Raw genomic sequence first — 17,245 nt, forward strand, 5'->3', positions numbered from 1 at the left:
TAGTTGCTAACGCTGCCGGGATATGTCGCGTCACTCCCCAAAATTCTCATTCAAAAATATAAGGTTAAGGCTAAAGGCCTTACTTATCCCAGATAGTCTCTATCTGAAACATCAGTATAAAAAGACCTTCAGCAAAGTGGCGCAATTAAACCCGCCTGAAACTATCAATGAGTTTATCTTGCAGAGGAAACTCTACGATAGAAATCCCCGCTATACAGAGTGCTCCGATAAGTATCGGGTTAGAAGCTGGGTTGAAAAAGTCGCCGGAGAGGATTGTTTGGTACCGCTGCTAGCAGTGTCCGACGATGTTGATGAGATCAATTATGCGTCGTTGCCGGAACCATTTGTGATTAAAGTTAATCACGGCTGTGGCCAGAATATGATCGTGCGCGAAAAATCGGAAGTTGATTGGTTGTCAGCCAAACGACAATTAAAGGGTTGGATGCGTAATAGTCACTATCTCAATACCCGTGAGTGGCAGTATAAAAACATTCAACCGATGGTCGTGGTTGAGGCCCTTTTGAGTGAGGGTGGAGAGCTACCCAAAGACTATAAATTACACTGTTTTAATGGTGTTGTTCGATACATCGCGGTTGTGCACGATCGTGAACACAAGGCGTCAGTTTCGTTCTATGACCCGCAGTGGAACTATCTTTTCATTGAATGGGGTCGCTATGAGATGGGTCCGAAAGAGAAGAGACCGGAGACTCTGGATGAGATGGTTGGTCTGGCGCAAAAGCTTTCACAAGAGTTCGACTATGTGAGAGTCGATCTCTATAGCGTTGCTGGCCAGGTCTATTTCGGAGAGTTAACCTTCACACCGCTAAATGGATTGAGCAAATTCAATCCTGAAAAATATGATCGGATTTTCGCTCAGGCATTGGAAAGTAGCGGAAGCTCTGTTTGATTGCCGATAGCAAGGGCGCGGTGATTCGGGTCTGACAACCTGAGGGTGTTCAGGATAATGTCTCTTTCAGAGTGACCGATATAACGTTTTCCCCAGCTGTGCCCGTTCTCCGTCGCTTCTACATCTAACGCCTGTTGGACAGATTCGACCGATCCCCACGACAACAGCTGCTCGCACAGCTCACTCAGCATCTCGAGCATGATCTCCTGGTTGGCACTTCGGATCTCAGCGTAGTTCGTGAGCGGTGATAGCTCTCGCTTTCGAGTGCGAATGACCCTGCCGTTATCGATCACATCGGCGGCATTTTGCCAAAGTCGTGGGGGTTGCTGAAGATAATGCAGTGTGCCGCCGTGCTCCGGATGGCCCTCTATCAATGGTATGTGGTCGTGACCAACACCGCGGATGGTCGGCAACGCGGGATGTAGATTGAGCGGGAGTCCGAGAAAGGGAAAATCATCATGTTCGAAGATGAAGTCATTATAGAAGGATATGGTTATGTCCCAGTGCTTCTGACGTAGTGCTTGGTGAAGTGGTGCTTTGGGTGTGCCTTTGTTCCAGATTAAATGCTCTGCATTGGGAAAATAGGTTAAGAAGCGTTGCCAGCCTCGGTGACTACCGAGCTGTGGGTCGCCAAAAAAGAGGATGTTTCTGGAGTGTTGGTCGATCTTAGAATGCATTGCATGTTGGTTGCTGTTATGCGTCGATTCACGCTGGTGAGACATGGGTCTAGCCCCGTAACGTCGAAGATATATACCCTGATCGAGAGGGAGTTAGCCCCTCTTTTCTATCCGCTAATAATCGGGTCCATGAGTAGACAGAGAGATATGGTGACGAGGGGCGGACTCTCAAAAGTTCATCTGTAAGTCGATGAAACCATAGATTATCAACGGCGTTGGGGGAAGTCCACGATGGCAATAGAGTCGATATGAAAGCCTCTTTAGCTATAGGCAAGTAGTAGCGACAGATTAGTTCTGAGTTCATTGGTCAGTACACCACCCGTGCCGGTCATCTTCTCGAGTTCCCCGAGTGTGACCCAGCAGCTGTTCTCATGTTTCAGGAGAACAGTCTGTGCTTCTCCTACGGCAATGCCATATCGACATCTGTTCTGGTAGAAGCGTCCCCCCTCATCGGTCTGTTCCAGAGAACATATCAAGTCTGCATTCAATAGAGCTAAACTGAGCTCGTTAGGTGTGTATTTATGCCCCCCCTTACCAGACTGCATTGAGGGGCCAAACTCTACCCTGTTATTAAAACCAGGTTCCGGATATGCGGTGATGGAGACCATGGCGGTGCCATCGATTAATGCGATGTAGAGCAGGCACTCTTCAATTTCGTTGCGCATTAGTAGTGGTTGTTGCCAATGGGTGACCTCGCGGCTAGGGATCTGCACATCGAAATAGTTAACGACAGACTCTCCTTGCTCTGTCTCAATGCCCAATTCTGAAAGAGTGTGATGCTCCATCGCTTCAAGCCCCTTAGGTGAGTAACTGGATCTGTGGGTGCTATTAAAGGTCTTGAGTAGGTTGAATGCCTTCTCGATTCGGTTGCTGTCTACTGTCTGGTAAGAGCGAGCGAGAGCGTGGTTAAGCGATGAGGGGAGTAGTGGATTACTAAACGGCTGTGCACGATCTTTAAAGAGTAGATCCCAACAGCTAGTTGCAATGACAGATCGCGCATCTGTATTAATTGAGTAACTCTCACGGAGAGCCGCTTTAATCTGGCTCGTTGATAGCCATTCATGATTGGACGACCGATAGCTGTGCTCTGAGAGCTCCTGTTCTGAGAGCAGTACCTTTTCGTTACGATTGAACTTGTTGAGGAACTTAGAGCCTTGTTCAGATGCGGAAACGGCTGCTAACTTATCTTTGCCAGTAAAATATTCGAGAAAGGGAGTCGACTTTCCTTTATGAACCTGTTCATAATTGGAGCGAGTCGCCTGGACAGTTGGCGATAGTTGAGAAATTGGAGCGTTGCCTGGCTCCTCCTTGTGTTGAACCAACCAATACAGTTCGCCGCTCTCCTCTTTTAGAAGGTAGCCGAGTAAACCTATTTCGGGTTGATCAATCATGACGTGCTCTTCATTGCCGTCTTGAATGCAGGCTATGGAGAAAAATCTACCGGTGTCGTGTCTAATGACACCTCGGTCTAGTTGCCAATTATCACAATCAGAAAAATTAATACGTCGGGTTAAGTTGGTCATCGTCTGTTTATTATTGTTTTGATTACACGATTAATTCTCTCAGCGTTAGGAAATGCGCTCATCTTCTCTCCCGTTCTCCTTGATAAGGTTCTAAGAGCATTTCTTTGCTCTTTACCTGGGCGAAGTGTCTGTTTGCTTGGGAATAGCCTGATTCCCGATGCTAACCATAGCTTGTGATGCACCAATAGTAACTTATCGAATAGCGATACATTTAGGTGTCTGCCCATGTGCCGTCTTACCCTGTTTCCGCTCAATTCACTCTTTATCAAGTCCTCGTCAATCGAATTCCTGATGATCTCTACCGGAGTGTTATAAAAGAAATCGAATAGGCTGCTTAGGCTGTGGTCGTATTCATAGAGACCGCTTTCGGTAGTCGGTTTTTTTGTGCGTAAATCAAATTTTAGCGATGTCACTTTTTTCCCAAAGCTGAGTTTCGTCCCTTTTTGAAGTGCACGCTGAAGCCACTCCATAACTGGTGTGTAGTTGGTGGTGTCAGGTGGACTAAAATGCCCAATGAATTTTGCTGTCGCGGTCTCGATGACCCATGCGCTGACTGGTTCGTACAAGCTGTTAGGGCCGTGCAGGCATCGCCATATAGCCTCTGGGTGATTGAGTTCTGAAAATGTCCAGCGACCAAGAGTGAGAGCATCTTTGTCGTCATCGAAGGCGTGTGAAAATGCCGTTTTTCCTAGATAAAACTGACTCTCCTCATCGTGTAGGGTCTTTAAAGCTGTTTCGAGATGGTCAGAAAGCCAGATGTCATCATGATTCATAAAAGCGATGAAGGCACTTTCGGCGAGTGAAATGCCAATGGAGTTGGGTCCGTACTGATTGCCAAAGCGCTGAGGAAGATTGATCCACTCAACACGCTTGTCTTTAATGTTTAACTTGGTCTTGAATTCGGCAGGGCAGTGGTCACAGATAATGAGGGTCTGCCAGTTGCGGTGTGTTTGCTGGTAGATGCTCTCAAGCGCCAAGCTGAGTGCCATTGGACGGCCATAGGCGGAGATAATTATGGTGACACAGTCATCTGGACTCATCGTGCACTCAATAGGGTTGAGAGGTGCTGCTATGAGGCACTGCCAGCGAGTAGATGAAGCCTTGTCTCGACTCTCTCGTGTAGAGCGCCAAGCGTCTTGTGTGATGACGCTATAGTTATTTGGTGCCGAGGGACGGACTCGAACCGTCAAGGTGTTTCCACCGGCGGATTTTGAATCCGCTGCGTATACCAATTTCGCCACCCCGGCAGCGGCGACCTAGTATACGGAAATGTTCTGTTTCGGCAACTGGTGACTCGCAAGCCCTGGGTGAAGTTGTTAACATCGCGCGCCTATGAAACGCACCGACTTCCATTATGACCTCCCCGATGAGCTGATTGCGCAGCGTCCGCTTCCTGAGCGTAGCGCTAGCCGTCTGTTGGTGCTCGACGGTGAGAGAGGTAGTACTCAGGATCTGCAGTTTGAGTCGGTGGTCGATCTACTTCAGACTGAAGATTTGCTGATTTTCAACAATACTCGAGTCATTCCAGCTCGCCTCTATGGGCAGAAAGAGAGTGGCGGCAAGGTTGAGGTGTTGATTGAGCGGGTGGTTGATGAGCACCATGCGCTGGCCCATATACGATCCAGTAAATCACCCAGGCCGGGCTCTCGTCTGCGCCTGGAGAATGCCTTTGATGTAGAGGTGACAGGTCGCCAGGATGCGTTGTTTGAGCTGCGTGTCGATTCAGAGAAGCCGCTGCTTGAGTTGCTAGATCGTCACGGTCACATCCCGCTGCCTCCCTATATAGAACGTGCTGCGGAGCAGGATGACCTATCGCGCTACCAGACAGTCTACGCCGAACGTCCTGGTGCGGTTGCAGCGCCTACGGCGGGTCTGCATTTTGATGATGAACTGCTTAAACGTATCGATGCAAAGGGAATTGAGCGCGCCTTTACCACCCTGCATGTCGGAGCCGGAACCTTCCAGCCGGTGCGTGCTGATAAGCTCGAAGATCACCTGATGCATTCAGAGCATATTGAGGTCTCTGCAGCACTGGTTGAACGGATCGAAGCCGCCCGACAGCGCGGTGGTCGCATCGTGGCGGTTGGTACCACCGTGGTGCGTGCACTCGAATCGGCCGCGCAATCGGGCAAGCTTGAACCCTACAGCGGTGAGACATCTATCTTTATCTATCCTGGCTACCGATTCCGTGTCATCGATGCATTGATTACCAACTTCCACCTGCCGGAATCGACGCTTTTAATGTTGATCTCTGCCTTCTCCGGTTATGAGAATGTAATGGCCTCCTATAGACACGCCGTTAAACAGGGCTATCGCTTCTTCAGTTATGGTGATGCGATGTTTTGTACCCCAAGTAATAAGACCGAAGAGGTGTGTCGATGAAGTTCGAAAAACTGGGAAGTGATGGTCAGGCGCGCCGCGGTCGTCTCGAGTTCCCACGTGGTAGCGTAGAGACACCTGCCTTCATGCCGGTCGGCACCTACGGTACGGTCAAATCGATGACTCCTGAGGAGATTGAGGCAATCGGCGCCGAGATCATCCTTGGTAACACCTTCCACCTGATGCTGCGTCCCGGTACCGATGTGATCAAGGCGCACGGTGATCTGCACGATTTTATGCAGTGGAAGGGGCCGATTCTGACCGACTCTGGCGGCTTCCAGGTATTCAGCCTGGGTGCGATGCGCAAGATCAAGGAGGAGGGTGTCACCTTTAAATCACCGGTCGACGGTAGCAAGGTCTTCATGGGGCCGGAGGAGTCGATGGCGGTGCAGCGTGAGCTTGGCTCTGACATCGTGATGATCTTTGATGAGTGCACCCCCTATCCGGCTACTGAGCGCGAGGCGCGTAGCTCAATGGAGCTCTCGCTGCGCTGGGCCAAGCGCTCAAAGATTGCTCATAGTGACAACCCAAACGCGCTGTTCGGTATCGTGCAGGGGGGTATGTATGCCGACCTGCGCAGGGAGTCGCTTGAGGGGTTAGTCGAGATCGGTTTCGATGGTTACGCCATCGGTGGCCTCTCGGTTGGTGAGCCGAAAGAGGAGATGCTTGCCACGCTTGAGGCGATCACCCCTGATATGCCGGAGGATCGCCCTCGCTACCTGATGGGGGTCGGTAAGCCGGAGGATATCGTCGAGGCGGTGCGTCGTGGTGTCGATATGTTCGACTGTGTCATGCCGACTCGCAATGCCCGTAATGGTCACCTCTTCACCCGCGAGGGTGTCATACGAATTCGCAACAGCGGCTATCGCTTCGATACGCGTCCGCTTGATGAACAGTGCAGTTGTTACACCTGCCAGAACTACAGTCGCGCCTACCTCAAACACCTCGATAAGTGTGGTGAGATGTTGGGGCCGCGACTGGCCACTATTCACAACCTCCACTACTACCAGGATCTGATGCGTGGATTGCGTAAAGCGATCGAGGAACAGCGCCTGGAGCAGTGGGTCGAAGCGTTCTACAAGGCGCGGTCGCAAAAGGCGCCGGGTGTGTCATAATACGTGCGTTTTGTGCGGTTGTGCCGCCACTGATTTATTAAATAACTAACTGATTATTCAGGAGTAACTATGAGTTTCTTTATCTCTGACGCAATGGCCGAAGCGGCGCCAGCAGCACAGGCGGGCGATTCCCTCATGGGAATCCTTCCGCTGGTTCTGATCTTTGTCGTTTTCTACTTCCTGCTGATTCGTCCGCAGTCGAAGCGTGCCAAGGAGCACAAGGCGATGGTTGAGGCCCTCACCAAGGGTGATGAGGTCGTAACCAATGGTGGCGTGCTAGGCAAGATCACCGAGGTTGGCGATACCTTTGCCAAGATCGAGATAGCGAAGGGTATTGAGGTACATGTTCAGCGTGGTGCAGTCGGTACGCTGATGCCCAAGGGAACAATCAAAAATCTTTAACACGGACTCTGGGGCCAAGCTCTCAACATGATGAACCGTTATCCAATCTGGAAATATCTGATCCTTATCGCCGTAGTGCTGGTCGGTGGGCTCTACGCACTCCCTAATCTCTATGGTGAGGACCCTGCCATTCAGGTCTCTGCCCGTTCAGGTGATATCGACCTGGCTGGCCAGGAACTGGTGGTACAGGCACTCAAGGGAGCCGGCATCGAAATGATGTCGAGCCGCCTGGAGGGGAATCGACTGCTGATTCGCTTTGCCAATACCGATATTCAGCTGAAGGCGGCTGAGGTGGTGCGTGAGCGCATGGGTGGGAACTACATTACTGCGCTCAACCTCGCACCCGCGACGCCTGACTGGCTGCGTGCGGTCGATGCAGAACCGATGTATCTCGGTCTCGATCTACGAGGTGGTGTCCACTTCCTGATGGAGGTCGACATGGAGGCCGCAGTCAATCAGGCGCTTGAGGGATATGTCGGTGAGCTTCGTACCCTGCTGCGCGGTGAAAAGATTGGTTATCTGACCATTCAGAAGGAACCGGATAACCTCAAGATCAAGTACCGAAATGAAGAGGAGCGCGAGAAGTCACTTTCGATCATTAAAAGTACGTTTGAAGGTCTTGATCAGGCTGAGTTGGATAGCGATAAAGGTGTTTTCCTACGACTCTCGCTCAAAGAGCAGAAGATTCGTGATATTCGCAAGCAGGCGCTGAAGCAGAATATCACCACGCTGCGAAATCGCGTCAACGAACTGGGTGTGGCCGAGCCGGTCATTCAGCAGCAGGGTGAAGAGCGCATCGTGGTTCAGCTACCGGGTGTGCAGGATACGACGCGTGCCAAGGAGATCCTTGGTGCCACCGCAACCCTCGAATTCCGCCTGGTTGAAGAGGGTAGTGACGCCTATGAGGCGAAGCGCACCGGTCGTATCCCCGCCGGAGCGCGTCTCTACTCAGAGCGTAACGGCAACCCAATTCTGCTCAAACGCCGTGTGATGCTTACCGGTGACTACATTACCGATGCGGCATCGGGTATCGAACAGCAGTCGGGTAGCCCGGCCGTCTATATCACCCTCGATGGCAAAGGCGCTGGACGCTTCAGTGAGGCGACCAAGGATAATATTGGCAAGCTGATGGCAGTGGTCTTCATCGAGAGCCGCTCCGAATCGAAGAAGATCAATGGCGAGACCGTCAAGAAGAAAGTACGTGATGCCAAGGTCATCAACGTGGCGCGTATTCGAGATCAGCTCAGCAAACGCTTTCAGATCACCGGTCTCGATAGCACCACAGAGGCACGCGATCTAGCGCTACTGCTGCGCGCTGGTGCACTGGCAGCCCCAATTGAGATCGTTGAAGAGCGTACCGTTGGACCAAGCCTTGGTAAGGACAATATCGACCAGGGCTTCGCCTCGGTGGTCATTGGTTTTGCCATGGTTCTGGTGCTGATGCTCTTCTATTACAGGGCCTTTGGCATGGTAGCCAACATGGCACTGACGTTGAATCTGGTGCTGATCGTTGCGGTTCTGTCGATGTTGCAGGCGACCCTGACCCTGCCGGGTATCGCCGGTATCGTACTGACCGTAGGTATGGCGGTTGATGCCAACGTGCTGATCTTCGAACGTATCCGTGAGGAGCTGCGGCTCGGTAACTCGCCGCAGGCGAGTATCCACTCTGGTTATGCCAAGGCGCTTTCTACCATCGCCGATGCCAACATCACCACGCTGATTGCTGCGATCGTGTTGTTTAGCTTTGGTACCGGCCCGATCAAGGGCTTCGCGGTCACGCTGTCGATCGGTATCGTTACCTCGATGTTCACTGCGATCTTCGGCACCCGTGCGGTGATCAATCTGATGTACGGTGGCCGCCGCGTCGAGAAGCTCTCGATCTAGTCCGGCATTGAATCTCTTACAGGAGTAAACATAAGCATGGCCAAGAAGCCTTTTGCTATCGACTTTATGAGCAAACGCAAGTTCGCCGTGGTGATCTCGGCGACGCTCATTCTGGTTGCGATCTTTTCACTTGCGACGCGTGGTCTTAACTTCGGTATCGATTTTACCGGCGGTACCCTGATTGAAGTGGCCTATCCCGAGTCGGTCGACCTCAAGTCGGTTCGTAGCACACTCGCCGAGGCGGGCTTTAAGGATGCCACCGCTCAGCACTTCGGTACCTCAAAGGATTTGCTAATACGCATCGCTGCCAGTGACACCGAAGGGAGTTCAGAGATCAGCAACCGCGTTCTCGAAAGACTCGATAAGGAGGCGGGCGTAAAGCTTGATATGCGTCGCGTCGAGTTTGTCGGCCCACAGGTTGGCGATGAGCTGACGGAGCAGGGCGGTCTGGCGATGTTGTTTGCCCTGATCGGTATCCTGATCTACGTAGCGCTGCGCTTTGAGTATCGCTTCGCCTTCGGTTCTGTATTTGCCCTGGTGCACGATGTAATGATCACCCTTGGCATCTTCTCATTACTGGGTATTGAATTCGATCTCACCGTATTGGCGGCAATTCTCGCCGTTATTGGTTATTCGCTCAATGACACCATTGTGGTCTTCGACCGCGTACGTGAGAACTTTCGAAGAATTCGTAAGGGTGAGCCGGTCGATGTGGTTAACACATCAATCAACGAAACGCTGGCTCGTACATTGATGACCTCTCTGACCACCATGCTGGTACTGCTGGCGCTCTTCTTCCTCGGTGGCGAGGTGATCCACTCCTTCGCCCTGGCGCTGATCATCGGTGTGGTCGTTGGTACCTACTCGTCGATCTACATCGCCAGTGCATCGGTGCTGATGCTCGGTGTCAGTAAAGAGGATCTGATGCAGGTAAAGAAAGAGGGTGTGGAACTCGACGATCTGCCTTAGCAGGTCTGTTAGCTTGATGGCACAGGGAGGTGCCGAACAGATTGTTTGTTATCGAGGTGGTCGTAGGTAGGTGATAGGAGCGTAGCTGCTGCGTTGATTGCTAGCCTGAACTGACTCGTTCGAATCAGTCTTTACCGTGCCCTTCAGGCCCTGCACGTCATGGGTTCTGTGATTATGACTATCCCACTGTTCAGGTGGAGTGATCGACAGAACCTCAAAGCCCTGCGTATTGGCCTCAAAGCCGACCATGGTTGAGAAGTCCTCAAGCCCATCCAGCACGTCACGCATCATCGTCTCCAGCGCCATGTCACTGAATTTGATTTGATAGGCAGATCTTGAAGCCATTGATGTTTCCTGGACGCTCTCAATAATGAAGTAATTCACACTCCCCTATATTGTCGTCATGGCGGCAGAAAACTTGAGCCTTAATTCCCGCTTTATCTTTGTAGGTATTCGCCACGATGAGGGTCGATGTTGCGCAGCAGTGCGCTGTAGACCTTGGGGGTTCCGGCAACGATATTGCCGCTCTCCAGATAGGTTTTTCCACCGCTGAAATCACCAACTAGACCGCCTGCCTCCTGGATTAGCAGTGCTCCTGCAGCCATGTCCCAGTTGTTGAGACCGATCTCCCAGAAACCATCAAGACGACCTGCTGCCACGTAGGCGAGGTCGAGTGCGGCGGAGCCGGGGCGGCGCATGTCAGCAACCTGACCCGATAGCGCTTTGAACATCGCAAGGTAGTTATCGAGGTGCTGTGGGTGACGGAATGGGAACCCGGTGCCGATCAGAGAACCCTCCAGGCTACGACGAGGTGTAACGCGAATACGACGATTATTCAGCTGCGCCCCTTTGCCACGGCTGGCAGAGAAGATCTCCTGGCGCATAGGGTCAAATACCACGGCCTGCTCGATCTTGTCGTTGTAGCGCAGTGCGATAGAGACGGCGAACTGTGGGAAGCCGTGCAGGTAATTGGTGGTGCCATCGAGGGGGTCGATAATCCACTGATACTCATTACCCTCAGTAAGACCAGACTCCTCAGCAAGGATCGAGTGTTCTGGATAGGCCTTGCGCAGAACCTTGATGATCTCCTCTTCAGTCTGACGATCGACCTCAGTGACAAAGTCGTTGCGCTGCTTATTCTCAATCGAGAGATCGTCGATGCGATCGATATAGCGAAGAATGGTGTTGCCACCAGCGCGAGCCGCGTTAACAGCGATATTGAGCATCGGATGCATGAAAGATTTCCACTTAGGGTAGTTCGGAGCGGCGCCAAGCATACCAAAGAACCGGGGGCGGTGTTAGAGTGTTTGCCCGAAAAAAAACGCGTGAAAAGAGGGGCGTAAGTGCAGATGGAGTCGGTTCGCATAGTACTGGTCAATACCTCCCATCCCGGAAATATCGGAGCGGCGGCACGGGCAATGAAGAATATGGGGTTGGCCCAACTCTATCTGGTGTCGCCCGAGAGCTATCCCCATGCTGAGGCAACGGCGCGTGCGTCAGGGGCTGATAATTTGCTTGCAGATGCCGTTGTCTGTCGCTCACTTGAAGAGGCATTGGTCGGAACCAATCTGGTAGTTGGGCTGAGTGCGCGCCCTCGTAATCTTAGCTGTGAGCAGCTCTCGCTGCGTGAATCTGCGGCAAAAACAGTCGAGATTGCTACCAGTGGGCAGACGGCCTTCGTTTTTGGTCGTGAACGGACCGGGCTGCTGAACGAGGAGCTCGACCTCTGTCACTACCTGGTCCATATCCCCACCAATCCCGATTTCAGCTCACTTAATGTCGCTGCTGCTGTTCAGGTGGTGAGTTATGAGCTGCGCATGGCCTTTCTCGAGGCTGTGGATAATCAGGGTAGTGAGGTTGAGCTGCCGAGCTATGCCGATTCAGACGCGGTAGAACGCCTCTATGCGCATCTCGAAAACATCATGATAAAGACCGAATTTCTCAATCCAGATAATCCTCGATTGCTGATGCGTCGAGTACGCAGGCTCTTCAATAGAGCTCGGTTAGAGCAGGACGAGGTGCAGATTCTGCGCGGTCTCCTCACCTCGATAGAGAAAAAACTCTAGCTGCGTCCCTAGAAACTATGCGGTTAATAACCATGAAACCTAGTGGAGTATAGGGATTTGGTGTACTATACCCAACATAGCAGCTCAGGAATGGACGAGTGCCTTTCTCGCGAGTCTGCATATTGGCTGGTTTGAAGTCTATTTTGGTGGTTCTAGGTAGCTGAATGTTCTCTCGTATTAGCGAAGATATCCGATGCATATTTGAACGCGATCCAGCTGCGCGCAATATCTTTGAAATACTGACCACCTATCCCGGTCTCCACGCCATCATTTTTCATCGCATTAGTCACGGTCTATGGAATCTTGGCCTGAAGTGGTTGGCGCGTTTCCTCTCCGGCGTTGCGCGTTGGTTCACCGGTATCGAGATCCATCCCGGCGCACAGATCGGACAACGTTTCTTTATTGACCACGGTATGGGCGTCGTAATCGGTGAGACTGCAGAAATCGGTAACGACTGCACCCTCTACCACGGCGTTACACTAGGCGGAACCAGCTGGCAGAAGGGTAAGCGCCACCCGACCCTGGGTAATAACGTGGTTGTAGGTGCAGGTGCAAAGATTCTTGGTCCCATTGAGATTGGTGATGGGGCCCGTATCGGTTCAAACGCGGTAGCGCTTAAGGCGGTCCCAGCCGATGCCACGGTCGTTGGTGTTCCGGGACGCATCGTGACGAAGAAAGAAGCAATCATTAAGGATGAAAAGCGTCAGGCCATAGCCGAGAAGATGGGCTTCGATGCCTACGGTATGCCACACGACATGCCTGATCCGGTCGCTCATGCGATCAACTGTATGCTCGATCATATGCATGCGATGGATGACCGTCTTGAAGGGATGTGTAAATCGATGAAGAGCCTGGGTGCAGAGCTCTCTGAGATGGATTTGCCCGAGATCGACTCGTGTGAAATAAGCAGCGCTGCTGAACGATCAGAAGGGGATGATGGTGAGGCTCCAATCGAGAAGATAGACGAGAGTAAAATAGTTGACTAAAACTCTCGGGTATGGTCTTCTACATATAGATATAAGTAACTAAAGGAAGGATATTGCAATGAGGCTGACTACTAAAGGTCGTTATGCGGTGACGGCAATGCTCGATCTGGCCCTCCATTATAAAGATGGCCCGATCACGCTCGCCGATATCTCATCTCGGCAGGGTATTTCACTCTCCTATCTGGAGCAGCTCTTCTCACGCCTGCGTAAGAATGGCCTGGTAGATAGTACTCGTGGACCGGGTGGCGGTTATCGACTCAGCCGTCCTGCGGCAGAGATCGCTGTAGCATCGGTTATCAGTGCGGTTGATGAAACGGTTGATACCACCAAGTGTGGTGGTCTGGGTAACTGTAAGGACAATGAGCCTTGCCTGACCCACGATCTCTGGACCGATCTGAGTAACCAGATTCACGACTTCCTGAGCAACATCTCTCTTGGGCAGCTGGTTGAGCGTTGTAATAACAGCTCTGAGACTGCTGATCAGGGCGAGCAGCGAGTCGCATTTAACGGTTGAGCGGGGCGACTTCGGTCGCAGTTGGAGTAGCTGATGACACTCTATCTGGACCATAACGCAACCACGCCGCTCGATGAGCGGGTGCTTGAAGCGATGCTCCCCTACCTACGGGGGAGTTGTGGCAACCCGTCGAGCCGTCACCTTCAAGGACGGTTGGCTCGAAGTGCAATCGATCAGGCGCGCGAGCAGGTAGCTGCACTGGTTAATGCCCATCCGGGGCAGGTGATCTTCACCTCCGGTGGGACCGAGGCGAATAACCTCGCGTTCAAGGGTATGGCGGAGAGATGCTCGCCGGGCAGGATTGCAGTCAGCGCAGTCGAGCATCCCTCGGTGCTGGAACCGGCTGAGCGGTTAGCGCGGCACGACTGGCAGATCGACAGCATCGGTGTTGATAGTGATGGTCGGCTCAGATTGGAAGCGCTAGAACGTCTATTGCATCAGGCCGATCTGAAACTGATCTCGATCATGTTGGCTAACAACGAGACCGGTACAATTCAGGATCTCAATTCCATCAAGGAGACGATGGCGGAGTGCGGCGCACTACTGCATAGCGATGCTGTGCAAGCAGTGGGCAAGATGGAGGTCGATTTCCGTCGACTGGGCGTTGATTTGATGACGCTCTCATCGCACAAGATCTACGGTCCCAAAGGGGCGGGTGCGTTGATCGCCGATCGCTCAGTGGGGCTTGAGGCACAGATGGATGGCGGTGGCCAGGAACGAGGGCTGCGCGCCGGCACAGAGAATGTGGCTGCAATTGTCGGTTTCGGCCGAGCAGCAGAGCTGGCTCTCAGTGAGCTTCAGGCCAACAGCACTCACATGCTGGAGCTGAGAAACTATCTGGAGTCGAAGCTGGCTGAGATGAGTGGAGTTGTCTGCTTTGCTCAGCAGGCGGAGCGACTACCCAATACGCTCTTCATGAGCGTGGCTGGGGTCGATGGCGAGATGCTGCTGATGCAGATGGATCGTCACGATACAGCGATTTCGAGTGGTTCGGCCTGCGCCAGTGGTAAGACCGAACCGAGCCATGTACTGGTGGCAATGGGGGTTGATAAGGGACTTGCGCGTGGCGCAGTTCGTATCAGCCTCGGAAAGAATAGTAGTCGTGAGGATGTCGATAGTTTCTGTCGGCTCCTGGCGAAGGTAACGGACGAGATGGCACAGATGGGCGCGATGATGGCCAACGGCTAATGCGCAGTGCTAACGATTAAACGAGCTATTGCAAGGTGAAGTGATGAGCGAATTGAAACTGCCTATCTATCTGGATTACAGCGCAACCACGCCGGTCGACCCGCGTGTTGCTGATTTAATGTGTAGCTACCTAAAGCCCGACGGCATCTTTGGTAACCCCGCATCGCGCTCTCACACATTCGGCTGGAAGGCTGATGAGGGGGTGACCAAGGCGCGTGCTGATGTGGCAGCGCTGATCAATGCCAATCCGAAGGAGATCGTCTGGACCTCGGGTGCAACCGAGTCAAATAACCTCGCGATCAAAGGCGTGGCCAACTTCTACAAAAAGAAGGGCAACCACATCATTACCTGCAAGACCGAACATAAGGCGGTACTCGATACCTGTCGTCAGCTTGAGCGTGAAGGGTGTGAAATCACCTATCTCGATCCAGAGGAGAATGGTCTGGTCGATCTTGAGAAGCTCAAGGCGGCCATGCGTGATGAAACCATTCTGGTCTCACTGATGCATGTTAATAACGAGATCGGCGTTATCCAGGATATCGAGGCGATCGGTGAACTGACCCGTGAGCGTGGGATCATCTTCCACGTCGATGCCGCGCAGAGCGCTGGCAAGGTGCCGATCGATATGGAGAAGCTCAAGGTCGACCTGATGTCCTTCTCTGCACACAAAATCTACGGACCCAAGGGTATCGGTGCGCTCTATGTGCGTCGTAAACCACGCATCCGTCTTGAGGCTCAGATTCACGGTGGTGGCCATGAGCGTGGCATGCGCTCTGGCACCCTGGCGACACACCAGATCGTCGGCATGGGTGAGGCGTTCCGTATCGCCAAGGAAGAGATGGCCTCTGAGAATGAGCGCCTGATGACGCTGCGTAATCGACTCTGGGACGGCTTCAAAGATATGGAAGAGGTCTACCTCAACGGTGATGAGACGCATCGTATTGCCGGCAATCTGAATGTCAGTTTCAACTTCGTTGAGGGTGAGTCACTGATGATGGCGCTGAAGGATCTCGCCGTCTCATCCGGTTCGGCCTGCACCTCCGCAAGCCTCGAGCCCTCCTATGTGCTGCGCGCACTGGGGCGTAATGATGAACTGGCACACAGCTCGATTCGTTTCACGCTGGGTCGCTTTACCACCAGTGAAGATGTTGAGTACACCATCGATCTGGTTCGCGAGCAGGTGAACAAGCTGCGCGAACTCTCTCCACTGTGGGAGATGTTCAAAGATGGTGTCGATCTTTCAAAAGTACAGTGGGCTGCCCACTAGGGCGCCCGGTTTAGAGGAGAATAGTCATGTCTTATAGCGAAAAGGTTTTGGATCACTACGAGAACCCCCGCAACGTCGGCTCCTTCGAGAAGGATGACAGTGATGTTGGTACCGGTATGGTCGGAGCGCCTGCCTGTGGTGATGTTATGAAGCTGCAGATCAAGGTCAATGAGGAGGGGGTGATCGAAGATGCCCGCTTTAAGACCTACGGTTGCGGTTCAGCCATTGCGTCAAGCTCGCTACTGACCGAGTGGGTCAAGGGTAAGACCCTCGATCAGGCCAAAGAGATAAAGAACACCGATATTGCTGAAGAGCTGGCACTGCCCCCCGTTAAGGTTCACTGCTCGGTCCTGGCTGAAGATGCAATCAAGGCAGCGATTGACGACTACATGGTTAAGCAGGACGATTAGTCTGTTAAATCGACTGGTTGGAACAAACTGGTAGAGGTGGATGTAAGACGATGGGTATTACGGTGACAGAGGCCGCTGCAGAGCGGGTACGCAAATTTCTCGATAATCGCGGTTCGGGCGAAGGTGTTCGACTCGGAGTGAAGACCTCCGGCTGTTCGGGAATGGCCTACGTACTAGAGTTTGTCGATTCGATTGAGGAAGAGGATAGCGTCTTTGAGCAGCACGGTATCAAGGTCATCATCGATCCGAAGAGTCTCGTCTACCTGGAAGGAACCGAGCTTGACTACGGTAAGGAGGGGTTGAATGAAGGCTTCCAGTTCAACAATCCCAATGTCAAAGACAGCTGCGGCTGTGGTGAGAGCTTTACCGTCTAACCCGCGGAGAAGGCTGCGCCATGGATCTCGCACAAAACTACTTCGAACTCTTCGGGCTACCGATCAGCTTCGACCTCGATAGCACCGCACTCTCAGCCCGCTACCGCGAGCTGCAGAACGCGGCTCACCCCGACCGTTTCGCCACTGGCTCCGATCAGGAACGGCTGCTATCAATGCAGCAGGCAACACTGATCAATGAGGCCTTTGAGGCGCTCAAACGCCCAATGAGTCGCGCAGAATATCTCCTCGGTCTCTCTGGTGTTGAGCTGGAGGATGAGAGCAATACCGTCATGGATCCGATGTTCCTGATGGAGCAGATGGAGCTGCGTGAACGGCTCGCCGAGGTGCGCGCCAGCAGCGACCCAATGGGGGAGGTGGGCGAGATTCTGACTCACCTGAACAAGCAAGTCGCTGAGATGAGCAGTGAGATCAGTGGTCGTTTTGCCTCTGGTGGAGAGCATGATCTGCTGGTGATTCGCGACACGCTGCGCAAGATGCAGTTTCTACGTCGTCTTGAGGACGAGACTGGGGCACTCGAGGCCGATCTCGAGGATGAGCTCTACTGAGATCCTCGCTTGTCGGTT

At 52.7% G+C, this 17,245-nt stretch carries 19 protein-coding genes and 1 tRNA gene; 14 read left to right on the forward strand and 6 right to left on the reverse strand.

From position 1 onward, the window contains the following. Window positions 1-22 precede the first annotated feature (22 nt). Window positions 23-907 carry an ATP-grasp fold amidoligase family protein gene (locus BOW52_RS00915; protein WP_078482199.1) on the forward strand — a complete coding sequence of 295 codons (885 nt, stop codon included), beginning with the start codon at window positions 23-25 and terminating at the stop codon, window positions 905-907. On the opposite strand, the gene BOW52_RS00920 is transcribed toward BOW52_RS00915, so the two are convergent. The 4 genes from BOW52_RS00920 to BOW52_RS00935 all read right to left on the reverse strand — a co-directional run bounded on the left by BOW52_RS00920 (window position 874) and on the right by BOW52_RS00935 (window position 4,354). After that, window positions 874-1,629 (reverse strand): hypothetical protein, encoded by a 756-nt coding sequence (locus BOW52_RS00920; RefSeq protein WP_135621906.1) that lies wholly within the window; start codon window positions 1,627-1,629, stop codon window positions 874-876. The two genes, BOW52_RS00915 and BOW52_RS00920, sit on opposite strands and share 34 nt — an antisense overlap. A gap of 215 nt (window positions 1,630-1,844) precedes the next feature. Beyond that, window positions 1,845-3,107, reverse strand: a complete 1,263-nt coding sequence (locus BOW52_RS00925; protein ID WP_078482201.1) for an NDP-hexose 2,3-dehydratase family protein — start codon at window positions 3,105-3,107, stop codon at window positions 1,845-1,847. Next, complete coding sequence (locus tag BOW52_RS00930) at window positions 3,104-4,147, reverse strand: glycosyltransferase family 2 protein (RefSeq protein ID WP_078482202.1); 1,044 nt, start codon at window positions 4,145-4,147, stop codon at window positions 3,104-3,106. Before BOW52_RS00930 ends, BOW52_RS00925 begins: the two co-directional genes overlap by 4 nt. Before the next feature lie 120 nt (window positions 4,148-4,267). Next, a tRNA-Leu gene (locus BOW52_RS00935) sits at window positions 4,268-4,354 on the reverse strand. An 85-nt stretch (window positions 4,355-4,439) separates the two neighbouring features. Between BOW52_RS00935 and queA the strand changes: the two genes are divergently transcribed. From queA to secF, 5 genes are all read left to right on the forward strand, one after another. Continuing rightward, a complete protein-coding gene (gene queA, locus BOW52_RS00940; RefSeq protein ID WP_078482203.1) occupies window positions 4,440-5,489 on the forward strand; it encodes a tRNA preQ1(34) S-adenosylmethionine ribosyltransferase-isomerase QueA in 1,050 nt (349 codons plus the stop codon). Continuing rightward, entirely contained in the window at window positions 5,486-6,601 is a 1,116-nt protein-coding gene (gene tgt, locus BOW52_RS00945) for a tRNA guanosine(34) transglycosylase Tgt (RefSeq protein ID WP_078482204.1), read from the forward strand. The genes queA and tgt overlap by 4 nt, the downstream gene beginning before the upstream one ends. Window positions 6,602-6,670: 69 nt before the next feature. Next, the gene (gene yajC, locus BOW52_RS00950; protein ID WP_078482205.1) at window positions 6,671-7,003 is read left to right on the forward strand and encodes a preprotein translocase subunit YajC; all 333 of its coding nucleotides are present in this window, start codon (window positions 6,671-6,673) and stop codon (window positions 7,001-7,003) included. 30 nt (window positions 7,004-7,033) lie between these two features. Continuing rightward, the gene (gene secD / locus BOW52_RS00955) at window positions 7,034-8,887 is read left to right on the forward strand and encodes a protein translocase subunit SecD (RefSeq protein ID WP_078482267.1); all 1,854 of its coding nucleotides are present in this window, start codon (window positions 7,034-7,036) and stop codon (window positions 8,885-8,887) included. A gap of 30 nt (window positions 8,888-8,917) precedes the next feature. Continuing rightward, the gene (secF, locus tag BOW52_RS00960; RefSeq protein ID WP_078482206.1) at window positions 8,918-9,856 is read left to right on the forward strand and encodes a protein translocase subunit SecF; all 939 of its coding nucleotides are present in this window, start codon (window positions 8,918-8,920) and stop codon (window positions 9,854-9,856) included. A gap of 48 nt (window positions 9,857-9,904) precedes the next feature. Here the strand turns inward: secF and BOW52_RS00965 are convergent, their stop codons facing one another. Together BOW52_RS00965 and suhB are read right to left on the reverse strand one after the other, a co-directional pair. Beyond that, window positions 9,905-10,201, reverse strand: coding sequence for a hypothetical protein (locus BOW52_RS00965; protein ID WP_078482207.1), 297 nt, complete (start codon window positions 10,199-10,201; stop codon window positions 9,905-9,907). Between the two features lie 92 nt (window positions 10,202-10,293). Beyond that, window positions 10,294-11,091, reverse strand: a complete 798-nt coding sequence (gene suhB / locus BOW52_RS00970) for an inositol-1-monophosphatase (RefSeq protein WP_078482208.1) — start codon at window positions 11,089-11,091, stop codon at window positions 10,294-10,296. A gap of 114 nt (window positions 11,092-11,205) precedes the next feature. Here suhB and BOW52_RS00975 point away from each other — a divergent pair, with 114 nt between their 5' ends. From BOW52_RS00975 to hscB, 8 genes are all read left to right on the forward strand, one after another. Next, the gene (locus BOW52_RS00975) at window positions 11,206-11,922 is read left to right on the forward strand and encodes an RNA methyltransferase (RefSeq protein ID WP_078482209.1); all 717 of its coding nucleotides are present in this window, start codon (window positions 11,206-11,208) and stop codon (window positions 11,920-11,922) included. Between the two features lie 164 nt (window positions 11,923-12,086). Then, entirely contained in the window at window positions 12,087-12,908 is an 822-nt protein-coding gene (cysE, locus tag BOW52_RS00980) for a serine O-acetyltransferase (RefSeq protein WP_078482210.1), read from the forward strand. A 58-nt stretch (window positions 12,909-12,966) separates the two neighbouring features. After that, the gene (iscR, locus tag BOW52_RS00985; RefSeq protein ID WP_078482211.1) at window positions 12,967-13,422 is read left to right on the forward strand and encodes a Fe-S cluster assembly transcriptional regulator IscR; all 456 of its coding nucleotides are present in this window, start codon (window positions 12,967-12,969) and stop codon (window positions 13,420-13,422) included. 33 nt (window positions 13,423-13,455) lie between these two features. Next, window positions 13,456-14,610, forward strand: coding sequence for a cysteine desulfurase family protein (locus BOW52_RS00990; RefSeq protein ID WP_078482212.1), 1,155 nt, complete (start codon window positions 13,456-13,458; stop codon window positions 14,608-14,610). A 43-nt stretch (window positions 14,611-14,653) separates the two neighbouring features. Beyond that, complete coding sequence (locus BOW52_RS00995; protein WP_078482213.1) at window positions 14,654-15,877, forward strand: IscS subfamily cysteine desulfurase; 1,224 nt, start codon at window positions 14,654-14,656, stop codon at window positions 15,875-15,877. 26 nt (window positions 15,878-15,903) lie between these two features. Continuing rightward, on the forward strand, window positions 15,904-16,287 hold the full coding sequence (gene iscU / locus BOW52_RS01000; protein WP_078482214.1) for a Fe-S cluster assembly scaffold IscU: 384 nt from the start codon (window positions 15,904-15,906) through the stop codon (window positions 16,285-16,287). Window positions 16,288-16,337: 50 nt separating this feature from the next. Then, window positions 16,338-16,661, forward strand: coding sequence for an iron-sulfur cluster assembly protein IscA (gene iscA, locus BOW52_RS01005; protein ID WP_078482215.1), 324 nt, complete (start codon window positions 16,338-16,340; stop codon window positions 16,659-16,661). Window positions 16,662-16,681: 20 nt separating this feature from the next. Then, complete coding sequence (gene hscB, locus BOW52_RS01010; protein WP_078482216.1) at window positions 16,682-17,227, forward strand: Fe-S protein assembly co-chaperone HscB; 546 nt, start codon at window positions 16,682-16,684, stop codon at window positions 17,225-17,227. Window positions 17,228-17,245: the final 18 nt, after the last annotated feature.

The organism is Solemya pervernicosa gill symbiont, from assembly GCF_002020875.1.
Lineage (GTDB): Bacteria > Pseudomonadota > Gammaproteobacteria.

Coding starts and splice junctions, on each gene's coding strand:
- BOW52_RS00915 (WP_078482199.1), top strand. CDS start 23: ATGTCGCGTCACTCCCCAAAATTCTCATTCAAAAATATAAGGTTAAGG.
- BOW52_RS00920 (WP_135621906.1), bottom strand. CDS start 1,629: ATGTCTCACCAGCGTGAATCGACGCATAACAGCAACCAACATGCAATG.
- BOW52_RS00925 (WP_078482201.1), bottom strand. CDS start 3,107: ATGACCAACTTAACCCGACGTATTAATTTTTCTGATTGTGATAATTGG.
- BOW52_RS00930 (WP_078482202.1), bottom strand. CDS start 4,147: ATGAGTCCAGATGACTGTGTCACCATAATTATCTCCGCCTATGGCCGT.
- queA (WP_078482203.1), top strand. CDS start 4,440: ATGAAACGCACCGACTTCCATTATGACCTCCCCGATGAGCTGATTGCG.
- tgt (WP_078482204.1), top strand. CDS start 5,486: ATGAAGTTCGAAAAACTGGGAAGTGATGGTCAGGCGCGCCGCGGTCGT.
- yajC (WP_078482205.1), top strand. CDS start 6,671: ATGAGTTTCTTTATCTCTGACGCAATGGCCGAAGCGGCGCCAGCAGCA.
- secD (WP_078482267.1), top strand. CDS start 7,034: ATGAACCGTTATCCAATCTGGAAATATCTGATCCTTATCGCCGTAGTG.
- BOW52_RS00965 (WP_078482207.1), bottom strand. CDS start 10,201: ATGGCTTCAAGATCTGCCTATCAAATCAAATTCAGTGACATGGCGCTG.
- suhB (WP_078482208.1), bottom strand. CDS start 11,091: ATGCATCCGATGCTCAATATCGCTGTTAACGCGGCTCGCGCTGGTGGC.
- BOW52_RS00975 (WP_078482209.1), top strand. CDS start 11,206: ATGGAGTCGGTTCGCATAGTACTGGTCAATACCTCCCATCCCGGAAAT.
- cysE (WP_078482210.1), top strand. CDS start 12,087: ATGTTCTCTCGTATTAGCGAAGATATCCGATGCATATTTGAACGCGAT.
- iscR (WP_078482211.1), top strand. CDS start 12,967: ATGAGGCTGACTACTAAAGGTCGTTATGCGGTGACGGCAATGCTCGAT.
- BOW52_RS00990 (WP_078482212.1), top strand. CDS start 13,456: ATGACACTCTATCTGGACCATAACGCAACCACGCCGCTCGATGAGCGG.
- BOW52_RS00995 (WP_078482213.1), top strand. CDS start 14,654: ATGAGCGAATTGAAACTGCCTATCTATCTGGATTACAGCGCAACCACG.
- iscU (WP_078482214.1), top strand. CDS start 15,904: ATGTCTTATAGCGAAAAGGTTTTGGATCACTACGAGAACCCCCGCAAC.
- iscA (WP_078482215.1), top strand. CDS start 16,338: ATGGGTATTACGGTGACAGAGGCCGCTGCAGAGCGGGTACGCAAATTT.
- hscB (WP_078482216.1), top strand. CDS start 16,682: ATGGATCTCGCACAAAACTACTTCGAACTCTTCGGGCTACCGATCAGC.